The 17,738-nt window shown below is 68.2% G+C and carries 18 protein-coding genes and 1 pseudogene; 5 read left to right on the forward strand and 14 right to left on the reverse strand.

The window, feature by feature from the left end:
* Positions 1–58 precede the first annotated feature (58 nt).
* From AB0J58_RS35660 to AB0J58_RS35670, 3 genes are all read right to left on the reverse strand, one after another.
* Positions 59–469, reverse strand: a complete 411-nt coding sequence (locus AB0J58_RS35660; RefSeq protein ID WP_364224180.1) for a type II toxin-antitoxin system VapC family toxin — start codon at positions 467–469, stop codon at positions 59–61.
* A gap of 3 nt (positions 470–472) precedes the next feature.
* Positions 473–724, reverse strand: coding sequence for an AbrB/MazE/SpoVT family DNA-binding domain-containing protein (locus AB0J58_RS35665; protein WP_364224182.1), 252 nt, complete (start codon positions 722–724; stop codon positions 473–475).
* Between the two features lie 63 nt (positions 725–787).
* Entirely contained in the window at positions 788–1,735 is a 948-nt protein-coding gene (locus AB0J58_RS35670; RefSeq protein ID WP_364224184.1) for an NADP-dependent oxidoreductase, read from the reverse strand.
* 107 nt (positions 1,736–1,842) lie between these two features.
* Between AB0J58_RS35670 and AB0J58_RS35675 the strand changes: the two genes are divergently transcribed.
* Positions 1,843–2,517 (forward strand): helix-turn-helix domain-containing protein, encoded by a 675-nt coding sequence (locus AB0J58_RS35675; RefSeq protein ID WP_364224186.1) that lies wholly within the window; start codon positions 1,843–1,845, stop codon positions 2,515–2,517.
* A 123-nt stretch (positions 2,518–2,640) separates the two neighbouring features.
* Here the strand turns inward: AB0J58_RS35675 and AB0J58_RS35680 are convergent, their stop codons facing one another.
* The gene (locus AB0J58_RS35680; protein ID WP_364224188.1) at positions 2,641–3,552 is read right to left on the reverse strand and encodes a MerR family transcriptional regulator; all 912 of its coding nucleotides are present in this window, start codon (positions 3,550–3,552) and stop codon (positions 2,641–2,643) included.
* 111 nt (positions 3,553–3,663) lie between these two features.
* Here AB0J58_RS35680 and AB0J58_RS35685 point away from each other — a divergent pair, with 111 nt between their 5' ends.
* Complete coding sequence (locus tag AB0J58_RS35685; protein WP_364224190.1) at positions 3,664–3,948, forward strand: antibiotic biosynthesis monooxygenase family protein; 285 nt, start codon at positions 3,664–3,666, stop codon at positions 3,946–3,948.
* A 5-nt stretch (positions 3,949–3,953) separates the two neighbouring features.
* On the opposite strand, the gene AB0J58_RS35690 is transcribed toward AB0J58_RS35685, so the two are convergent.
* From AB0J58_RS35690 to AB0J58_RS35715, 6 genes are all read right to left on the reverse strand, one after another.
* A complete protein-coding gene (locus tag AB0J58_RS35690; protein ID WP_364224192.1) occupies positions 3,954–4,469 on the reverse strand; it encodes a DUF4240 domain-containing protein in 516 nt (171 codons plus the stop codon).
* A gap of 198 nt (positions 4,470–4,667) precedes the next feature.
* Positions 4,668–8,468: a beta-ketoacyl synthase N-terminal-like domain-containing protein gene (locus AB0J58_RS35695; protein WP_364224194.1), complete on the reverse strand. Its 3,801-nt coding sequence runs from the start codon at positions 8,466–8,468 to the stop codon at positions 4,668–4,670.
* A 21-nt stretch (positions 8,469–8,489) separates the two neighbouring features.
* Positions 8,490–9,533 (reverse strand): ketoacyl-ACP synthase III family protein, encoded by a 1,044-nt coding sequence (locus AB0J58_RS35700; protein WP_364224196.1) that lies wholly within the window; start codon positions 9,531–9,533, stop codon positions 8,490–8,492.
* Positions 9,534–9,552: 19 nt separating this feature from the next.
* Positions 9,553–9,804 (reverse strand): phosphopantetheine-binding protein, encoded by a 252-nt coding sequence (locus tag AB0J58_RS35705; RefSeq protein ID WP_364224198.1) that lies wholly within the window; start codon positions 9,802–9,804, stop codon positions 9,553–9,555.
* Entirely contained in the window at positions 9,801–10,811 is a 1,011-nt protein-coding gene (locus tag AB0J58_RS35710; protein ID WP_364224200.1) for a ketoacyl-ACP synthase III family protein, read from the reverse strand. Before AB0J58_RS35710 ends, AB0J58_RS35705 begins: the two co-directional genes overlap by 4 nt.
* A 399-nt stretch (positions 10,812–11,210) precedes the next feature.
* The gene (locus tag AB0J58_RS35715) at positions 11,211–12,497 is read right to left on the reverse strand and encodes a cellulose binding domain-containing protein (protein ID WP_364224202.1); all 1,287 of its coding nucleotides are present in this window, start codon (positions 12,495–12,497) and stop codon (positions 11,211–11,213) included.
* A 568-nt stretch (positions 12,498–13,065) separates the two neighbouring features.
* Between AB0J58_RS35715 and AB0J58_RS35720 the strand changes: the two genes are divergently transcribed.
* The gene (locus AB0J58_RS35720; protein ID WP_364224204.1) at positions 13,066–13,284 is read left to right on the forward strand and encodes a hypothetical protein; all 219 of its coding nucleotides are present in this window, start codon (positions 13,066–13,068) and stop codon (positions 13,282–13,284) included.
* A 429-nt stretch (positions 13,285–13,713) separates the two neighbouring features.
* On the forward strand, positions 13,714–14,355 hold the full coding sequence (locus tag AB0J58_RS35725) for a hypothetical protein (protein WP_364224206.1): 642 nt from the start codon (positions 13,714–13,716) through the stop codon (positions 14,353–14,355).
* Between the two features lie 227 nt (positions 14,356–14,582).
* Here AB0J58_RS35725 and AB0J58_RS35730 read toward each other — a convergent pair whose 3' ends face one another.
* The gene (locus AB0J58_RS35730) at positions 14,583–15,509 is read right to left on the reverse strand and encodes a hypothetical protein (RefSeq protein WP_364224208.1); all 927 of its coding nucleotides are present in this window, start codon (positions 15,507–15,509) and stop codon (positions 14,583–14,585) included.
* A 132-nt stretch (positions 15,510–15,641) separates the two neighbouring features.
* On the opposite strand from AB0J58_RS35730, the pseudogene AB0J58_RS35735 reads away from it, so the two are divergent.
* Positions 15,642–15,950: pseudogene (locus AB0J58_RS35735) on the forward strand (phosphotransferase); the annotation flags it as partial.
* A 69-nt stretch (positions 15,951–16,019) separates the two neighbouring features.
* On the opposite strand, the gene AB0J58_RS35740 reads toward AB0J58_RS35735, so the two are convergent.
* The 3 genes from AB0J58_RS35740 to AB0J58_RS35750 are packed head-to-tail and all read right to left on the reverse strand — an operon-like array spanning position 16,020 to position 17,214.
* Complete coding sequence (locus AB0J58_RS35740; protein ID WP_364224210.1) at positions 16,020–16,463, reverse strand: hypothetical protein; 444 nt, start codon at positions 16,461–16,463, stop codon at positions 16,020–16,022.
* Positions 16,463–16,885, reverse strand: a complete 423-nt coding sequence (locus tag AB0J58_RS35745) for a helix-turn-helix transcriptional regulator (protein ID WP_364224212.1) — start codon at positions 16,883–16,885, stop codon at positions 16,463–16,465. Before AB0J58_RS35745 ends, AB0J58_RS35740 begins: the two co-directional genes overlap by 1 nt.
* 23 nt (positions 16,886–16,908) lie before the next feature.
* Entirely contained in the window at positions 16,909–17,214 is a 306-nt protein-coding gene (locus AB0J58_RS35750; protein ID WP_364224214.1) for a hypothetical protein, read from the reverse strand.
* Between the last annotated feature and the right edge of the window lie 524 nt (positions 17,215–17,738).

The following is a 17,738-nucleotide window of genomic DNA, read 5'->3' on the forward strand; positions in this document are numbered from 1 at the left end:
CCGCCGCGAACGGCTCACGGCCCGGACACTCAAGGGTGGTCGGGGAGGATCTGCCGGATCAACCCGGCCGCAGCAGTTCGACGAGTTCCGGGGCGACGGCCGGGAACTTCCGGTCCGCGGTGAGCAGTGCGTCGGCCCTCACCGCGCGGGCGGTCGCGATGATGAGAGCGTCCGGTACCCGGATCGTCAGGTCCGCGGCTCTGAGCAGGGCCGCGCTCTCGGCCGTCGTCTCGTCCACCTCGACGATCCGGTCGATGACAGCGGTACGGAACGCCTCGAGCATCCTCTCGGCCACGGCCCCCTTGCGGACCGCACCCACCCGCAGCTCGCTCCAGGTGATCACGGAGATGGCGAACGAGGCGGCCTTGCCCTCCCAGCGGCGAACGGCGTCACGGGCATGGCCGTGCAGCGCGTCGTCCGGATCGAGCAGGCCGGCGATGACGTTGGTGTCGAGCATCACGGTCGGCACCCGTCATCCCCAGCTCTCGCGGCTCGCCTCGACGTCCACGGCCTCGGTGAAGCCGGGGACGGTGCCGATCACCCCGTCGAGGCGGCTGCGGTGCCGCCGGATGACGATCTGGCCGCCCTCTTCGGCGATGTCGACCAGGTCTCCCGGATGAAGACCGAGCGTGCGCAGGACCGCCGCCGGCAAGGTCACCTGGTTCTTGCTGGAGATGCGTGCCGGCCCCGTACGCCTGACACGCGTTCTCTTGCCGTGCTCCATAACCTTTACTGTGACCCTCACAAGTAAAGGCTAAACTGTGTGACGTACCGTGTGTGAATGATTTCAGAGAGTTTCCATCTTCCGCACGGACAGGACGATCTTTCCGCGGGCGTGACCGGTGGCGCTCAGTTCGTGGGCCTTCGCGCCGTCCTTGAGGGGGAGGACCGCGTGCAGTGGCACGGTGAACCGGCCCTCGGTGGCGAGGGCGGCCGCCACGGCCAGCCCGGCGTAGCCGAGCTCGTGTTCGCTGTTGCCGGGGCCGAGGGAGAGCCGTACGCCGTGTTCGTGCGCGTTCGGGTCGGCGATGGACACGACCCGGTTCGCGTCACCGGCGATGGTGACGAGATCGGGCAGTGAACCCGAGCCCGCGGTGTCGAGCACCGCGTCGACACCGTCGGGTGCCAGGGCAGTGACCCGCTCGACGAGGCCGGGGCCGTAGGTGGTGGGCGTCGCACCGAGGCCGGCGAGGAACTCGTGGTTGTGTTGACCGGCGGTGCCGATCACGGTGGCCCCTCGGGCGATCGCGAGCTGTGTGGTGACCGTGCCGGTGCCTCCGGCGGCGCCCTCGATCAGCAGTGTCGTGCCCGCTGTGACGCCCAGGGCGTTCAGGACGCGGGTGGCCGTCTCGACATCGGCCGCCGCGCCGCCGGCCTGTTCCCAGCTCAGCGCGTCCGGCTTGGCCGCCCACACGGTGAGCACGGCGAACTCGGCCGCCGCGCCGCCGTGGCCGGCGACGTCGACCAGCCCGAAGACGGCGTCGCCGACCGCGACACCGGTGACGCCGTCCCCGATTTCGTCGACGACGCCCGCGGCGTCCACGCCGGGGATGTGCGGCAGGTCGAGGGGCAGTAACCGGTGGAGCACGCCAGAGCGCAGTTTCCAGTCGGAGGGGGTGACGCCGGCGGCCCGGACGGTGATGCGGATCTCGCCGGGACCGGCGTGCGGCTCCTCGGCATCGGCGACGGTGAGCACGTCAGGGGAGCCGTACTGGGAGAACTGAAGAGCGAACATGTCGGTGCCTCTCCCGAATGGAAGCAAAAGCGGACGGGGTGTTCCGTTTGTCTCGGACCTTAACATGAAATCGGAACACCCCGTCCACTTGCACTAAAGTGAGAGACATGATCGCCAACGCCTCTCGGATGCCGAGCGACACCGCCGAATCGCAGGGGCTGCGCACCGATGCGCTGCACAATCGCAATCGGATCGTCGAGGCGGCCCGCGAGACCTTCGCCGCACTCGGACTCGACGTGACGATGCGCGAGATCGCCCGGCGCGCCGACGTCGGGGTCGCGACGCTCTACCGCCGCTTCCCCACGAAGGAATCGCTGATCACCGAGGTGTTCGCCGAGCAGATAGCGGAGTGCGCGTCGGCCGTCGACGACGCCCTCGCGGACCCCGACCCGTGGCACGGATTCTGCACGGTCATCGAGAAGGCGTGCACCATGCAGGCCGTCGACAGGGGTTTCACCGCGGTGTTCCTCTCGGCGCTCCCCCGCGCGATCGGCTTCGAGCGGGAACTCGACCACAACGTACGCGGCTTCGCCGAACTGACGCGGCGCGCGAAGGAGAGCGGGCGGCTACGCGCCGACTTCGCGTACGACGATCTCAAGCTCCTGATCATGGCCAACGGAGGCGTCAGCGCGGAGTCCCCCGAGGCGACGCTGGCCGCGTCCCGCCGGCTGGTGGCCCTGCTGCTCCAGTCCCTCCACGCCCACCCGGCCGACCCGCCCGCCCCCCTTCCACCGTCCGTCGCCCTCGGACCGCATCACCTGGTGAACCCACCGACGGTGTGAAAGGTCCGGCTCCTCGTCAACAGGCCGTCGGCACGAAGACCATGAAATACGAGGAGCAGGTCGGCGCCGACCACTCGGGGGAGTGGGACGGCTTGGGGCGGCCCGGCTGAAGCCGGGGTCGGATCAGAACACGCGCAGCGCGGCGATGAGCCATTCGAAGGCGGGGACACCGGACGGAAACGGCGGCCTGCCGTTGAGCACGCCCACGAGCTGCCAGTACCGCTCCACCCGGCGGTCGGTGAACGTCTCCACCGCCTCGGCCACCCGGATACGGTCTTCGGCGGGCAGCTCCGGATCCACGATCCGATCCAGGATCGCCCTCCCCTCGGCCGACTCGGGGCTGATGCCGGCGGCCACCGCTCTCCCGGCGTGCTCAAGGACCAGCGCGGGATCGTACGGCTGCGGTCCGGACTCTTCGCCGGGTGTGGCGCCGGCCACCGCCATCTGGCGCACGCGCTCCTGGAAGCCGGCGTCACCGATGAGTTCGGCGAGTTCCAGCCAGGCCTCCACCTGCTCCGGGGTGGGTTCGTCCGGCAGCTCCGCCGGGATCTGGCGCATCGAGGCCGCGATCTGGGCCCCTGGCGCCTGCGGGTCGATGCCGTCGAACGTGCGGTCGACGAAGTCGTCGATCATTCGCTGCCGTTCCTGGGCGGACAGGCGGATCAACTTGTGCATGAGCATCATCTCCTCGGTCGTGCTCTCCTGCTGGGCGATTGACCGCAGCACTGCCCGGCGCAGCCGGAGGGAGCGGATCTGGGTGTCCAGCGCCCGCATGTGCGCCCGCGCGACGTCGGCCACCGTGCACTGCCTGGTAAGGACCTGCTGGACGGTGTCGAGGTCCAGCCCCAGTTCGCGTAGCGTCCGCACCAGGTCGAGCCGGGCCACCGCCTCCATGTCGTACAGGCGGAAGCCGCCCGCCGACCGGCGCGTCGGCGGGATGACGTCGATATCGGACCAGAAGCGGATCGTACGCACCGACAGGCCCGTGCGATCGGCCAGCTGTCCGATGGTGAGCAGTCGGTCGCGGTCGTTCACCACAGCAGCATCGACCCTCCAGCCGCTGGAGAGTCAAACCGATTACCTGCTTCCTCTCGCTCGATCCTGTGCGGCGGTGAATCTGTCGGCGGCGAATCGTACAGTGGCGGCATGATCATCATTTCTGGTTGGATCAGGGTCGATCCCGGCGCTCGTGACTCCTATCTGCGGGGCTGCGTCAGCGTGGTCGAGCAGGCGCGTGCCTCGTCCGGCTGCCTCGACTTCGCGCTCAGCGCCGACCTTGTCGAAGCCGATCGGATCAACGTCTACGAGCGCTGGGAGTCCGAAGAGAGTCTCGACGCCTTCCGCGGCTCCGGACCGGGCGACGACCAGACGGAGATGATTCGCGACGCCGAGGTGCTCCGCTACCGGATCTCCGGAGCCGGCCCAGCCTGAGTGGGTCAGCTGGACCAGCCGACCGGGTTCGAGCCTGACTCGCGGGAGATTCCCGATCCGGTGTCCGGGAAAGTGCCGTAGCGCTCGTGGTGCAGGTGGGCGAAGAAGTAGCACATCCTCTCGCACTCGGCGTCCGGCACCGCCTTCTTCGGATCCTCGGCCACCGCGGCGTAGAAGTCGCGGCCCAGCGCGACGATGAAGCCGCGCGCGTAGAGGAAACCGTCGTCGGAGCCGTCGGTGACCGCGTGGACGTCCGCGCGGTCGATGTCATGGAGCCTGGCCTCGACCACCCGGTCGAGGTCCGTCAGTTCGTCCGCCGACAACCCCTCGCTGAGGGAGCCGAGATTGCTCAGGAACCCCTTCAGCGCGGCGTCGACCACGGTGAACGGCGGATTGTCGTAAGGGTCCTCGCCGGGGGCGGGCGTCCGATGTGCCAGCTCCCGTCGCGCCCGGTCGACGTCCACCCCCAGCGGTGCCCAGGCCGCCTCCACCAGGTCCCAGAAACCTGCCTCGTCCTTCATGCCCGTCGCCGCCTCTCATGACCAACCCTGCGATCTGTGCCGCTCACCCAACCAGAAGGCACTGACAGTCAGCTGCCGTCCGGGCGGACGGCTGGGACGCGGCGGGTGGTGTGGCCGGCTCCAGCCGGGAGCGACAGCCGAACGCGACAGCCGGGTGGTCCGAGGGGATCGCCCCCTCGGGCCACCCGGCCGGCGGCCTCAGCCCCCGATCGCGGGCATGCTCTCGGGAACGGTCTCCGCCGCCTCCGGCCTCGGAGCCGTGAGAAGCCCCACCAGGTGGTCCGCGATCGCGGAGATGGTCGGCTGCTGCCACAGCAGGGTCGCGGGGAGACGGCAGCCGAAGCGCTTCTCCAGGCGCCGCCGGACCATGACGGTCATCACCGAGTCCAGCCCCTGCTCGACAAGGGGACGCCGGGGCGCCAGGTCCTCAGGGGCCAGCCTCATCACGGCCGCGATCTCCGCGCGGACCTCGGGCAGGACGCGCTCGCGCAGGTCCTCGGGCGTCAGGCCGGCGAACGCCTCCGCGGGCCCCCGGAGATCCTCCTCGGCCGGGGCGGGCGCGTCGATCACCGGATAGCGGAGTCCCGTAAGGTGTCCCACCACCCGGCCGTCCACGTCGGCCAGGAGCGCCCGAACGGTGTCGTCGGCATCCGGGTCCACGGCCGCGTCGATGATCACCGTCGAGGGTGGCGTGCCGATCAGCACCATCTCGTCGATGTGCACGACCATGCGCAGCACCGGATCGCCGGGGAACACGCAGGGCGCCACGGACATCGTCGCGTCCAGCGCCGGCGCCCAGCTCCCCGGTTCCCCGGTGCGGACCGTGGCCCGCAGCACGCCGTCTCCGCTCAGCAGCGTCTCGATCCTCCAGTCGAAGCCCGTCGAGGGCACGCCGACGGTGGCCAGCCGCCTGTGCACGAACCCGGGGTCGATCGGGGTGAGAGCGCCGGCGTCCGGCAGCACGTCGGGTTTCACCTGGCCCGGAGCGGCCACGTCCGCGGTGACGTGCACCAGCCAGGCGGGTTCGGGCTCGTCGGGGCCGGCCGGTGTACGGGCCGCGAGCCGTACCACCGGAGGCTCGTGCACGACCTGGATCTGCCTGCGCTCCGCGGTCATCAGCGGATGCATCATCTCCACGTCGGTGAGCGTGACGTCCTCGTCCTCGACCGCGTGCAGGAACGTGTTGACCAGCACGGCGGCGGGCACGATCTCGACCCCGTTGAGGGCGTGGCTGCCCGGGTAGGGCCGGTTGGCGTCCTCCAAACTGGTCCGCCACACCCGGGTCCGGCTGCCCGCGAGGCCGGTCCCGGCTCCGAGCAGAGTGTGGGAGTGCACGTCGTGCCCTCGGTTGTCGTCCTCGGCGTACGCCTCGCGCCAGTGGCGGCGGTGCTGCCAGGCGTACGGCGGCAGATCGGCCAGGCCGCCGGACGGCTGCAGCCGGCTCCAGTCCACGTCGACGCCGTGACAGTGCGCCGTGCCCAGCGCGACGAGGAAGGTCTGCGGCTCCGGCTGGTTCCGGCGCAGCGACGTGCCGACGAACACGTCCTCGAACCCGTTCTCCGAGAGCGTCTCGGTCACCGAGTGCGCGACCACGGGGTGAGGGGAGATCTCCAGGAACACGCGGTAGCCGTCCTGCGCCGCGGCCGTCGTCGCCGCGGTCAGCCGCACGGGGTCCCGGAGGTTCGCCGCCCAGTACGCGCCGTCCAGGACGGGCGTCGACCGGGGGTCCGCCAGCGCGGTCGTGTACATGGGGACGCGAGGCGCCCCGAACGAGAGATCGGCGGTGGCGGCGGCCAGTTCGACGGCCAGAGGCTCCATGTGCGGGCTGTGGAAGGCGACATCCGACGCCACCCGCCGCACCACGATGCCCTCGGCCGGCCACTCGTTCACCACCGCCTCGACCGCGGCGACATCGCCGGACAGCACGGTGGAGCCGGGTGCCGACGAGATCGCGGCCACCAGGTCGGCACGGCCGGCCAGCCTCTCCGCCGCCTCCTCGAAGGACAGGTCGACCATCACCATGGCCCCCTTGCCCTCGGCCTGGCGCAGCAGCCGGGAGCGGCGGCAGATCAGGCGGGCGCCGTCGGCGACGGTCATCGCGCCGGCCGTCACCGCCGCCGCGATCTCGCCGACGGAGTGACCGATGACGGCCTTCGGAGCGACCCCGTACGCGTTCCAGAGCCTGGCGAGGCCCAGCTGCATCACGAAGATCATGGTTTGCACGCGGTCGATGGTGTCGAGATCGCCGTCGGCCAGAACCTGCCGGGGAGAGAAACCGATCTCCTCGACGAAGATCGGCTCCACCTCGTCGACCAGGGACGCGAACTCCGGCACGGCGAGCAGTTCCCGTCCCATCCCGCGCCACTGGCAGCCCTGACCGGAGAAGACCCAGACCGGCCCGGGGCCGAGCTCGGGCAGCACGTCACCGGTGAGGACGGCCTCGGCCGGCACGTCCTCCGCGAGCCTGCGCAGGCCGGCCGCCAGCTCGTCCCTGTCCGCCCCGATCACGACGGCGCGACGGGCCAGATGGGTGCGCCGGAGCGCCAGCGTGTGCCCCGCCGACGCCAGGTCGAGCCCGTTGCCGAGGTGATCGGCGAGCCTGCCCGCGTACTGCCGCAGAGCCTGCTCCGACGCGGCCGACAGCGGGAACAGCTCTCCGGTCCCCTCACCCCGGGGCGCCTCCGGGGCCGAAGGGGCCTGCTCCAGCACGATGTGCGCGACCGTGCCGCCGTACCCGAAGCTGGAGACGCCCGCCCGGCGGGGGTGGTCGCGCTCCGGCCAGGCTGATCGTTCGGTCACCACGCGAAGGCCCGAGGTCTCCCACGGGATGGCCGGGTTCAGGGTGGTCAGCACGCTCGGGGGGATCTCACCGCGGTCGAGGGCGAGCACCGCCTTGATGACGCCGGCGATGCCGGCGGCGCCTTCGAGGTGACCGATGTTGGACTTGACCGAGCCGATGAGGCACGGGTCGCCGGGGGACCGCCGCGTGCCGTACACGGAGGAGAGCGCCCCCGCCTCGAGCGGGTCGCCAAGCCGGGTCCCGGTGCCGTGCGCCTCGATGTAGTCGACGGTGGACGGCGCGACGCCCGCCTGCCGGCAGGCCCGGGTCATCACGTGTTCCTGAGCCTCCCCGCAGGGCGCCATGATGCCGTTGGTGTGCCCGTCCTGGTTCACGGCGCTGCCGATGACGAGCGCGAGGATCCGGTCGCCGTCGCGCTGCGCGTCGGACAGCCGCTTGAGCACGACCACGCCGCAGCCCTCGCCGCGCCCGTAGCCGTCGGCCGACGCGTCGAACGACTTGGACCGCCCGTCGGGGGCCAGGGCTCCGGCTGTGCCGAGCGTGAGGGTCTGGCCCGGGGTGACCAGCAGGTTGACGCCGCCGGCGAGGGCGATGTCGCTCTCGCCGAGCCGCAGGCTCTGCGCGGCCAGGTGCAGCGCGACCAGCGACGCCGAGCAGGCGGTGTCGATCGCCATGCTGGGTCCGCGCAGGTCCAGGGAGTAGGAGATGCGGTTGGCGACGGCGCAGGTCGCGGCGCCGATCCCGGTCCACGCCTCGATCTGGGGCAGGTCCTCCAACAGGCGGCCGCCGTAGTCGGCCGTGCAGACCCCGATGAACGCCCCGGCGTCGGTGCCGGCCAGCCGGTGCGGCGGCAGGCCGGCGTTCTCCAGGGCCTCCCACACGGTCTCCATCAGGATCCGCTGCTGCGGGTCCATCAGCTCGGCCTCGCGGGGCGACAGGCCGAAGAACTCAGCGTCGAAGCCCTCGATGTCGCTCAGGAAGCTGCCGTGACGTACGGCGTCGCGCAGCGCGGCGGCGTATTCGGGGCTCCGGTTCTCATACCGGCGCCAGCGTTCGGCGGGCAGCGGCCGGGTCGTGTTCCGGCCGGCGCACAGCAGGTCCCAGAACTCGTCCGGTGAGCGGACGTCGCCGGGAAGGCGGAATCCGATCCCGACCACCGCCACCGGTTCCGCCCGGACTCCGCGCGGGCTGTCGACCATCTGCTTTCGTTTCCCTTCGGTTCAGACCCATTGAGGATTTTCGATGATCTTGATCACGGCGCCGGAGACGGTCACCCCCGGCCCGGTGCCGAGCATCAGCATGTGGTCGCCGGGGCCCAGCTGCCCGGTCATGAGCAGGTGGTCGAGGGAGAGGACCTGGTCGCCGGCCCCGCAGTGGCCGATGGTGCGGCCGTAGTCCCAGGTCGAGCGGGACATGGGCAGGTCGAGCGCGGCCATGCACCGCTGTTCGACGATCTCCTCGGAGTAGTTCATGAACGCCACCCGGGCGAGATCGCGGGCCTCGATCCCGCTCTCGGCCAGCGCGCGCTCGATGACCTCCATCAACGCCCGCTGGATCTTGAACAGCGCCGCGGTGGCCTCGCCCTTGGGCATGACCTGCTGCCGGAACTGCTCGTTCCTGGCCGCGAAGCTCATCCGGCGCCCGACCGTGACGCCCGGGGGGAACAGGGGTTCGCTGCCCCGGTGCAGCTCCTCGGCCTCGACCACCGTCGTCGTGCAGACCGACGTCAGGCGCGCGAAACCCCGCTCCTTGGTGAGCACGAGCGCGCCGGCTGCGTCCCCGCCGATGTAGCCGGGGCCCATCCGCCACCGGTCCATCAGCGGGGTGCCGTAATTGTCGGCGGCGACCAGCAAGGCGGCCTGCCGGCCGGGAGCGGCGCCCAGGTAGCCGGCCGCGAGTTCCAGGGCGATGAACATCCCGTTGCAGCCCTGCCGGATCTCGGTGGCCAGGACGTCCCCGCCGACGAGATGACGCTGCAGGTAGGAGTGCGGAGGCCAGCCGTCCGGTCCCTGGTGCCACGTCGAGGCGTACAGGAGAAGATCCAGGTCGGCCGGCGCCCGCCCGCTGCGCTTGAGCGCGCTCCGCGCCGCGTGCAGGGCCATCTCCGGAGCCGGTACGTCACCGGCCACCGCCGCCCCGGCCAGGTTGTGCAACTCGGCCTCTTCGGCCGGGTACCAGCCTTTGGCGACGGCTTTCTCGACGCTGACGACGGTCCGGGGGAGGAAGGTTCCCACTCCGCTGATGTACGTGTCCGCCAACTGCATGACTCTGCCCTTGCCCCGGCTAAACGGATTCGAGTTCTCTGACCATCGCCACGATGGTCACGACGTCCCGGAAGTTCTCGGGGTCGAGCTTCGCGGCGGGGATCGGGACGCCGATGTCCCTCCGCAGGAAGTTCAGCAGCCGCGCCGTCCGCAGGGAGTCCAGGAGACCCGACAGCAGGAGCGGGGTCGTCTCGTCGACCTTGATGTCGTCGCCGTCTGAGACGAGGTTCTCCTGGATGAAGTCGACCAGCCTTCGCGTGAGCTCGGTCATGCGCGTGCCCCTCTCGTGACGGGAGAGGTGGCCAGGACCCTGAACGCCGCCGCGGCGACGGACGTTCCGGAGCCGAACCCGACCATGAGCAGGTGATCGCCGGCCACGAGCCCGCCGGTCGCGATCAGATGCTCGAAGGCGATGAACTGGTCCACCGCGCCGCAGTGACCCACGCGCCTTCCGTAGTCCCAGGTCGTCTGGTCCTCGTCGATGCCCAGCCAGGACATCTGCCCGTCCAGGTCCTCGCGGCGGCCGTGCGGCAACGCCACCCGGGTGATGTCGGAAAGTCCGATCCCGGCCTCGTCCAGGGTCTGTTCGACCTGCTGCATCATCGTTTTCTGGATCGTCAGATGAATTCCGGTTCCCTGCGCCTTGAGCAGCCGCTGGCGGAACTCCTCGTGCCGGTCTCCGAAACTCAGCCCTCTGCCGATGGTGGCGTCCGGGGGGAACAGGGGGTAGGCGCCGTCGTTGACCGCGTCGGCCTCCGGGATCACCGTCACGTTCACCGACAGGAGCTCGGCCATGCCGTACCCCTTGCCGAGGATGAGCGCGGCCGCGGCGTCGCCGATCAGCGCCCCGGGGGTCATCCGCCAGCGGTCCACCAGCGGGGTGCCGTGGTTGTCCGAGGAGACGACCATGGCCGTCTCCCGGTCCGCGTCGGCCTGCAGATAGCTCGCCGCCAGTTCGAGCGAGCTGATCATCCCTACGCAGCCGCTCCGGATCTCGAACGCCGGCACGTTCCCGCCGAGGAGGTGCGTCTGCAGGTAGTGCTGGGGCTGCCAGCCGTTCGGGCCCTGGTGCCAGACCGACGGGTAGAGCAGAAGGTCGAGATCGCGCGGGGAGGACTCACCCCAGCGGTCGTACGCGTCCAGGACCGCGAGCCGCGCCATCTCGGGCGCGGGCATGTCGCCGGCCACCGCCGCGCCGATCTGCTGGAACCTCTCGACCTCCTCGGCCGGGTACCAGCCCTCACGAACCGCCTGCTCGACGCTCACACTGTCAGGCACATAAACGCCGAGGCTCCTGACGAATATGTTGGATGTACGCACACGTCCCCTAACTCATCGACGATCCCGGACAACGGCCTTCTGGCAGCGGAAGACGGCTTATCCGATTTATTTCGGGTCACGGGATATCAAGTGACCTGCGGCCGGGCAATGAAAAACGGGAAATGGGCCGGCGGCCGTCGGAGGCAACAATAGGGGCGGACCGTTAGGTAAAGCAATATGGACGCGAGCGGCCGGTCGGTGACATTCTGTGATCGGGTTTCGACGGAATGTATTCGGCTCTGGAAATGTGCCTTTCCGCTCCAGGTCACGGTTTTCCAGAATGTAATTCTTTGGAATCCCGGTGACAAGGGAACGGTGCCGGGCCCTCGCCGTTCGGCTCGGACCCGGCACGTCGTCTCAGGCGGGCACCCTCGTGCAGACGATGTTGTTGAGTTTGAACTGGGCCGGAATGTCGTTCGTCCCGGTGGCGGTCGCGGAGAAGCCGAAGTTCTGACTGGAGTTGGGGCCGATGTAGGAGTTGTGGCCGGCGTCACGAGCGGTCACCTGGGTGCCGGCCTGGGTCGCCGTGGCGTTCCAGGCACTCGTGATCTGCTGGTTGCCCGGCCAGGTCCACGTCAGGGTCCAGCCCTCGATGGGGGTCGTGCCGGTGTTCCTGATGGTCACGCTGCCGTTGAAGGCGCCGTTCCAGACGCCGGTGGCGTAGGTGACCTCGCAGGAGGTGCCCATCTTGAGCCCGCCGCGCAGGAAGGTCGCGAAGTTGGCCCAGGTGGGGTTCAACGTGCCGGTGCCGACGGTCTCGGCGCAGTTGGTGGTGGTGCGGACGGTCTGCATGCCGTACTGGGCGGGGTTCATGATCTGGGGCACCATGTGATCCGCCCCGGGTACCGAGACGAACGTGGCGTTGCCGCACTGAGCCTTGATCCTGTTGTAGAGCAGGACGCTCTGCCCGTGCGGTACCAGGAAGTCGGCCTGGCCGTGCAGGAACATCAGCGGCGGGTCGTTGCCGTCGACGTAGGTCATCGGATTGGCCTTGGCCACCTGGGCCGGGCAGGTCTGGATCGGGCAGCCGACCAGGAGGGATTCCGGGGAGGCGGGAGAGTCGTGGTCAAGCCCGCCGGTCGGCAGGTTCTGCGCGTTCATCTGCAGGAAGTCGGTCGGGCTGTAGAAGGCGAGTCCTGTCTGCACGGCGCTGGAGACGCCGGTCGTGCCGAGGGTGCCCTCCAGCGCCGCCACGCCGCCGGACAGGGTGGCCATCTCCGTCAGCCAGCCGCCCGAGGAGTCGCCCATGATCGCGAAGCGGTTGGGGTCGAGCTGGTACGTGGCGGCGTTCGCGCGCAGCCAGCGGATGGCCGCCTTGATGTCGTGCACCTGGGCCGGGAAGATCGCCTGGGCGCTGGACCGGACGCTGACGCCGGCCACGGCGAAGCCCAGCGGGTTGAAGATGTTCGCGATCGCGTCCGTGCCGGCCTTGCCGTCGTCGCTCGTCCACGCCGAGCCGGTGTGCCAGATCAGCAGCGGCCGGGGCGTGATGCCGGTGGACGGCAGGTAGAGGTCCAGTAGATGTCCCCTGCTACCGGCCGGTTGTGCGGGCGCGTAAGCGATATCAGTGATCACCTGCGTGGCGTGAGCCGGCGGCGCGGAAGCCACTGACACACCGACGGTGGCCAGCACGGTCATCGCCATGCCGACAATCATGGCCCTGCGGATTCGAGCTTGCATGGTGCGGCTCCGGTTGGTCGGATGATCGCCGCTTCCCCGGTGACCGTCCGTGTCTTCTCCTGTGCCGGGGCAGCCACGATCAGCACGCCGACCGTAGCGCATGTGAGAACAACGTCCTGCTCGAGTGTCGCGGCTTACATCGATATGGGCGGGGAGACGATATGACAGGTAAGTGATGATGGTCAAAGTTTTCTGTGCATCGTGCCAATCGAACAGGAAGAGTGGTATAAATCGTACTTTATAGATCACATAGTACGAAGACAGTCCAGATCATCCATGGCATGCACAGGCGGTCGGATACCCGCCCACGAGGTCTTTCAAGGCCGCCACGTCTGGAATTGGACAGCGGCTGGAACCCCCGGGAAGCGGCACTGGTTTACCAGCGGTAAACATCCGTGAAACATGTGCCGCCCACGACAACGCCGATGAAAGTTTCAGCGCCTTCCCGCGCCGAGTCGAACGTGACAATCGTCATGGTGCGTGGTGGGTGATAATGTCCACCGTCATGATCTCCCCAGTCACAGGAGGACGAATGCGAAAGGTACGCGCTGTTCTCGTCTCGGCCGTCATGGTTCTCGGCGTGTCGCTGACGATCGGCGCCACCCCGGCGCACGCCGAAAGGCTGGCCGGCGTCTTCAAGGAGCACTCGGAGTGCGAGCGGATCGGAACCTCCGGCATCACCCAGGGCTGGTGGGACGGCTATTCATGCGTGTGGGAGGGCGGCTACCGCTATTACTTCCTCTACGCGTGACCCCGTGAGACGCACGCGTCCCCGGCTCTGCGGGATCGAACCGGGGGCGCGAGCCCGTGACCCACGGGTCGCGGCTTCAAGCCCCCCGCCCCACCACGCCGACCTGCGGCTTTACCTGGACCTGTAGTCGCGTCGGCTCTCCGGAGCCTACGCCGTGGACCGACACCGCTTTTCCGGAACGGGCGTCGCCTGCGGTAGACGCCGAACCGGATGACACACGTCATGCCGCGTTGCCTGCCGGTGGGGCCTTCGTAGCCGTCGTGCGGTGGCACGATCCGTCCCTGAGCCGTTGGCCGGATCCAAGCACGGCGCCGTTCACCTGGAAACGGTGAGTAAACGCCAACTTACTGCGGGTTCGAACCCGGTCGGGACGCCTTTGGCATGATGCGTTGTGCGACATCGGGCCACGCGGACGCATACGGGGAGACGATGAGTACAGACGATCGAATCGAACGGGCCAGGCTGGCTTGCCAACGGGCCGTCTTCGTCGGCGACGTCGATGCGCTGGACACAGCGGAGCGGGAGTTGAACATGGTCGAGGCCGATCTCGCCGTAGCACGCGGCCGGATCATGCAGGCTCGTTCTCATGAACAGCGAACCGAGAATCCCGACGAACTGGCCTTGTTCCAGCGCGCCACCGAGCTCTATCAGGGGCTCGGCGACGTACGAGGCGAAGGCGAGGCGCTGTTCTGGGTCGGCACGTACCACCAGATGTCCATGCGGGACAACGACACCGCGGTTCCCTTTCTCGAACGGTCATATGAACTTGCGGCGCAGGTCGGCGACAAGCTCACGATGTCGTACGCGCTTCGACATCTGGGATACGCGGACCACATCGCCGACCGGCTGGACGCCGCGCGTGAGCGTTTGGAGGAGTCGACGCGGCTTCGACGAGAGATCGGGCTCTTGCCCGGTGTTGCCGCGAACCTGGTCGGGCTGGCCTACGTCGCAGCTGCACAGGGTCGCCGTGATCACGCCTTGGCGCTGATCGAGGAGGCGGGTTCGATCGCCGACGCCAGCGGCGCCCAGGCCATCATGCGCCAGGTCGAGGAGGCGAGAACGCAACTGTAGACAGCTCGGACATGACCCGCTCAATGACACACCGAACGACGGGTCATGCCCAAATGAGACACGGTTTCAGCCCCGTCCAACGGACCGCCGAAGTTCTCGGACAGCTGGACCATCAGGAACGAGAACTCGCAGGTCCCGGTGGACTTCCGGTTCGGGAACCCGGCGAGCCCGGCCTTCCCGCGAGCCACCGGCAACGTGATGGGCCGGCTGGGCACCGTCGCCGCTCCTCATCCGCGGCGTTCGGGGGCGCTGAGGACGTCGGCGAGGTCGTCCACCGACAGTCCCCGGCCCGGCTTCGCCTTGGGCGCGGTGATCGTCATCGGCCTGTCCCAGTTCCGGTACTGCGTGGCCAGGTGTCCCCGCAGGATCCGGTCGTGTCCGAGCCCCGGGACCTCGGGCCGCGGGTGCGCGTAGAACCGCCAGCCGACCCGGTACGGCCATCCGCGGTCGTCGTACATGTACGTCCATGTCACCTCGGACGTCCCGAGGGCCGAGGTCCCCGCGGCCTCGCGGAAGCTGGGCGAGACGCGATAGAGCTCCTTGAGCGTGATCGTCCCGGTCAGGGTGTAGATCCGCTGCCTGCGGCCGGTGGTGTGGTCCTTGAGCCATGGCGCGACGCTCTTGCGGCTCTTGATGGACAGCAGCTTGCGTAGCGTGGCCGGTTCCAGGACATTGATGAGCTGATCGCCGTAGGCGGCGGCGGCGCCGTCGGCCCGGCCGGTGCGCACCCAGGTCTTCGCCCGCGGCGCTAGCTGGTACTGCCAGCCGCCCACGCTGATCGTGCGCAGCGTCCCCACCGTGCGGAGCACACCGGCGAAGTAGGGGTCGTCGGGGGCCTCCTCCGCCATCAGCTCCTTGTTGCTCACGCTGAGCTGCCGAACGTGCTCCGAGGCGATCACACCGGCCTGCCCCAGCTTGACCTTGCCGGTTCCGCGCACGCCCATACCGCTCCCGATGAAGGTGCGCCTGCCGTTGCTCAGTCGCACCTCCTTGGACAGGTCTGTAGAGGCCTGGCCGTAGAACTCGGTCGTCGCGCCGGCGCCGCGGGCGAGCAGCGAGCGCAGGCCCGCCACCGGGTCGGGTTCGGCTGTCCGGGCGTGGGCGGCGGTGGGAGCGGCGGTCACGAGGGTTAAGGCGATGATGAGGGGTCGCATGCCGCACATCCTGGTGGTGAGTGAAGATCAAGTTTGGGTGGAGTGAATCTAGCGTGCGATCACGACAATGGGCGTGACGGAGGCTTTCACGGCCCGGCTCGCCCTTCCAGCATCCGGCTACTGTTGCTCCGCGTGACGCATACCGAGATCGAGATCACCGCGGAGCTGGTCCGGGATCTGCTGCGCGACCAGCACCCCGACCTGGCCGATCGCCCTGTGCGGCTCGGCGCGCGGGGTTGGGACAACCAGCTATGGCAGCTCGGCGACGACCATGCCGTCCGCGCGATCTGGGAAGACGCCGCCGAGCCCGGCCGGCCCGGCCCGGCACCATGGCTCCACGGCGACCTGCATCCGGCCGACATCCTCACCGGGGACGGCACGATCTGCGGCGCGATCGACTTCGGCGACCTCTGTACGGGCGATCCGGCCTGCGACTTAGCCGTCGATGTCCGGTGAAGCGCAACATGCCGGGGTGTCACACTCAGCGGTAGGTGGGCCTGTGATGCGATGTCAGTCTTCTGGAAGCGGTCGTACGCTGAAAGGAATGCTGGACAGCTCTTCGTCGTTCACGGTGAAGATCCATTTGTAATGATGGCCCGGATTCAAGGGCGGGGGCGGCACGTTCACCGTGAAGCTGGTTTGCAATCCCGTCTTCTGTAGGATTTCATCGACTTCGACCTGTGCTGCCTTGCCCAATCCGACACTTCCGCCGAACTGAATCGGCCTCCCACCTTCCGGGGACGGTGTCGTAACTGATTTACCGTCCTCGTCGACCAGGTAAAGGTTGAATTCGTGCGGCGAGCTTGCTTCATCCCAGGACAGCCGCATGAAGACGGCAATCGTCATAGCCGGAACAGCGGGACCGGTTACCGACCATCCTGCGCCAAGCATATGAATTTTTCCGGTGGCCGAGTCGGGCTGAGCGGAGTCGCATAAGAGAAGGAACGCCTGCACTATGCGCTCCTTCGAATAAGATTGACGGCCATGACACCTGCTGTGCTATTTTGCGCCGCTGTCGTCTGTGTTTCTCCTCCGGTACCCTTCATGCGAACTATGAGTGAGGAAGGCGCCTGGGTCGCGGGTTCCTTGGCAGTGGTCACGCAGACCGTGTGGCGAACTTCGGCTCCGATGGCAAGGGCGTAGCGGCGAATCGTGGAAAGATGTGGATCTCCCCCGATGCGCTCGAAGTCGGAAACGGACGGCTGGCTGCGCCCCATGCGGCTCGCCACATCCGACTGAGAGAGGCCGAGCTGCTTGCGCGTCGTGACAAGAGCTTCGATCAGCTGCATGTCACGCTCGATGGCAGCGCTCTCCCGGCGCACGGCAGGGTCATCTAGATCGATGCCCAGCAGATCGGCGATGTGCTGATCCATCATGACCTCCTCATATCGGGTTCACCTTATATCCTGCCCCGCCACTCGGCCAGCCGATCCCGAGCGACTTCCATGGCCCGGTCTTGAGCCCCGGAGCCTCCCTTCATGTGGAATTTGAGACCGAGAAGGAGGTGTTCCCCCCGGGGGTTGACGGCGTAGTAAAGGCGGTACTCGTTCGCCTCGTAGGTGAGCCGAGCCTCGTGTAGCCCTCTGCCCAGGTGCTTGGTGTCGCGTCGAAGTGTCGCGCCATCCTCGATGCGCCGCATGAGGTTCCCTAGCTCCAGCATCGGCGGCCTGCCCTGCAAGACCTCGTGGATCTCCTTGCTGACCACAGCAGATCCAGAAGCTGTGGTGTAGAGCCGCCAGGTTGATCTCGGTCTGTCCTGCACGCGTGCATCTTTGCCTGCGTTTGGCTATCGATGGTGAATGAACCTACATGGCTTTAAGTGCACTTGCTCTCCAACTCGGGGAGTTCACTCCGGCAGGTGTGGATCGTGCGGCTGAGTTGGTAGGAGTTGAGGCCCGAATTGTGTTAAAAGTCCGAGAGTGAGGTGCTTACTGGGGCGACCATAAGTTTTGGTACGTGTAGGGCGGCGCTGGATGTATAGCTAGAAAAGGTGGTGGAGCGACGTTCGAGGAAAAGGTCTCCGCCCTTGCGGTTGCTGGAGCAGGCCATGTCACCGACCTGAAAGTCCTCGCCCAGATGGACATTCCTCGGAGGAGGTTTCCTGTGAGACCCCCGACCTTTCACGCGGGCAGGTCCATGAACATCTCTGACGACGCGTTCGAGGAGCTGTTGGCCGGCTTCGAGCACAGCGCCGTTCACCTGGAGATGCGGGATGCCTACGGCACCGCG

The organism is Streptosporangium sp. NPDC049644 (genome assembly GCF_040675205.1).
Lineage (GTDB): Bacteria > Actinomycetota > Actinomycetes > Streptosporangiales > Streptosporangiaceae > Streptosporangium > Streptosporangium fukuiense.

Excerpts from the sequence above, each read along its gene's own strand:
- AB0J58_RS35665 (WP_364224182.1), bottom strand. The coding sequence starts at position 724 with ATGGAGCACGGCAAGAGAACGCGTGTCAGGCGTACGGGGCCGGCACGC.
- AB0J58_RS35670 (WP_364224184.1), bottom strand. The coding sequence starts at position 1,735 with ATGTTCGCTCTTCAGTTCTCCCAGTACGGCTCCCCTGACGTGCTCACC.
- AB0J58_RS35675 (WP_364224186.1), top strand. The coding sequence starts at position 1,843 with ATGATCGCCAACGCCTCTCGGATGCCGAGCGACACCGCCGAATCGCAG.
- AB0J58_RS35685 (WP_364224190.1), top strand. The coding sequence starts at position 3,664 with ATGATCATCATTTCTGGTTGGATCAGGGTCGATCCCGGCGCTCGTGAC.
- AB0J58_RS35690 (WP_364224192.1), bottom strand. The coding sequence starts at position 4,469 with ATGAAGGACGAGGCAGGTTTCTGGGACCTGGTGGAGGCGGCCTGGGCA.
- AB0J58_RS35695 (WP_364224194.1), bottom strand. The coding sequence starts at position 8,468 with ATGGTCGACAGCCCGCGCGGAGTCCGGGCGGAACCGGTGGCGGTGGTC.
- AB0J58_RS35700 (WP_364224196.1), bottom strand. The coding sequence starts at position 9,533 with ATGCAGTTGGCGGACACGTACATCAGCGGAGTGGGAACCTTCCTCCCC.
- AB0J58_RS35705 (WP_364224198.1), bottom strand. The coding sequence starts at position 9,804 with ATGACCGAGCTCACGCGAAGGCTGGTCGACTTCATCCAGGAGAACCTC.
- AB0J58_RS35715 (WP_364224202.1), bottom strand. The coding sequence starts at position 12,497 with ATGGCGATGACCGTGCTGGCCACCGTCGGTGTGTCAGTGGCTTCCGCG.
- AB0J58_RS35720 (WP_364224204.1), top strand. The coding sequence starts at position 13,066 with ATGCGAAAGGTACGCGCTGTTCTCGTCTCGGCCGTCATGGTTCTCGGC.
- AB0J58_RS35725 (WP_364224206.1), top strand. The coding sequence starts at position 13,714 with ATGAGTACAGACGATCGAATCGAACGGGCCAGGCTGGCTTGCCAACGG.
- AB0J58_RS35730 (WP_364224208.1), bottom strand. The coding sequence starts at position 15,509 with ATGCGACCCCTCATCATCGCCTTAACCCTCGTGACCGCCGCTCCCACC.
- AB0J58_RS35745 (WP_364224212.1), bottom strand. The coding sequence starts at position 16,885 with ATGATGGATCAGCACATCGCCGATCTGCTGGGCATCGATCTAGATGAC.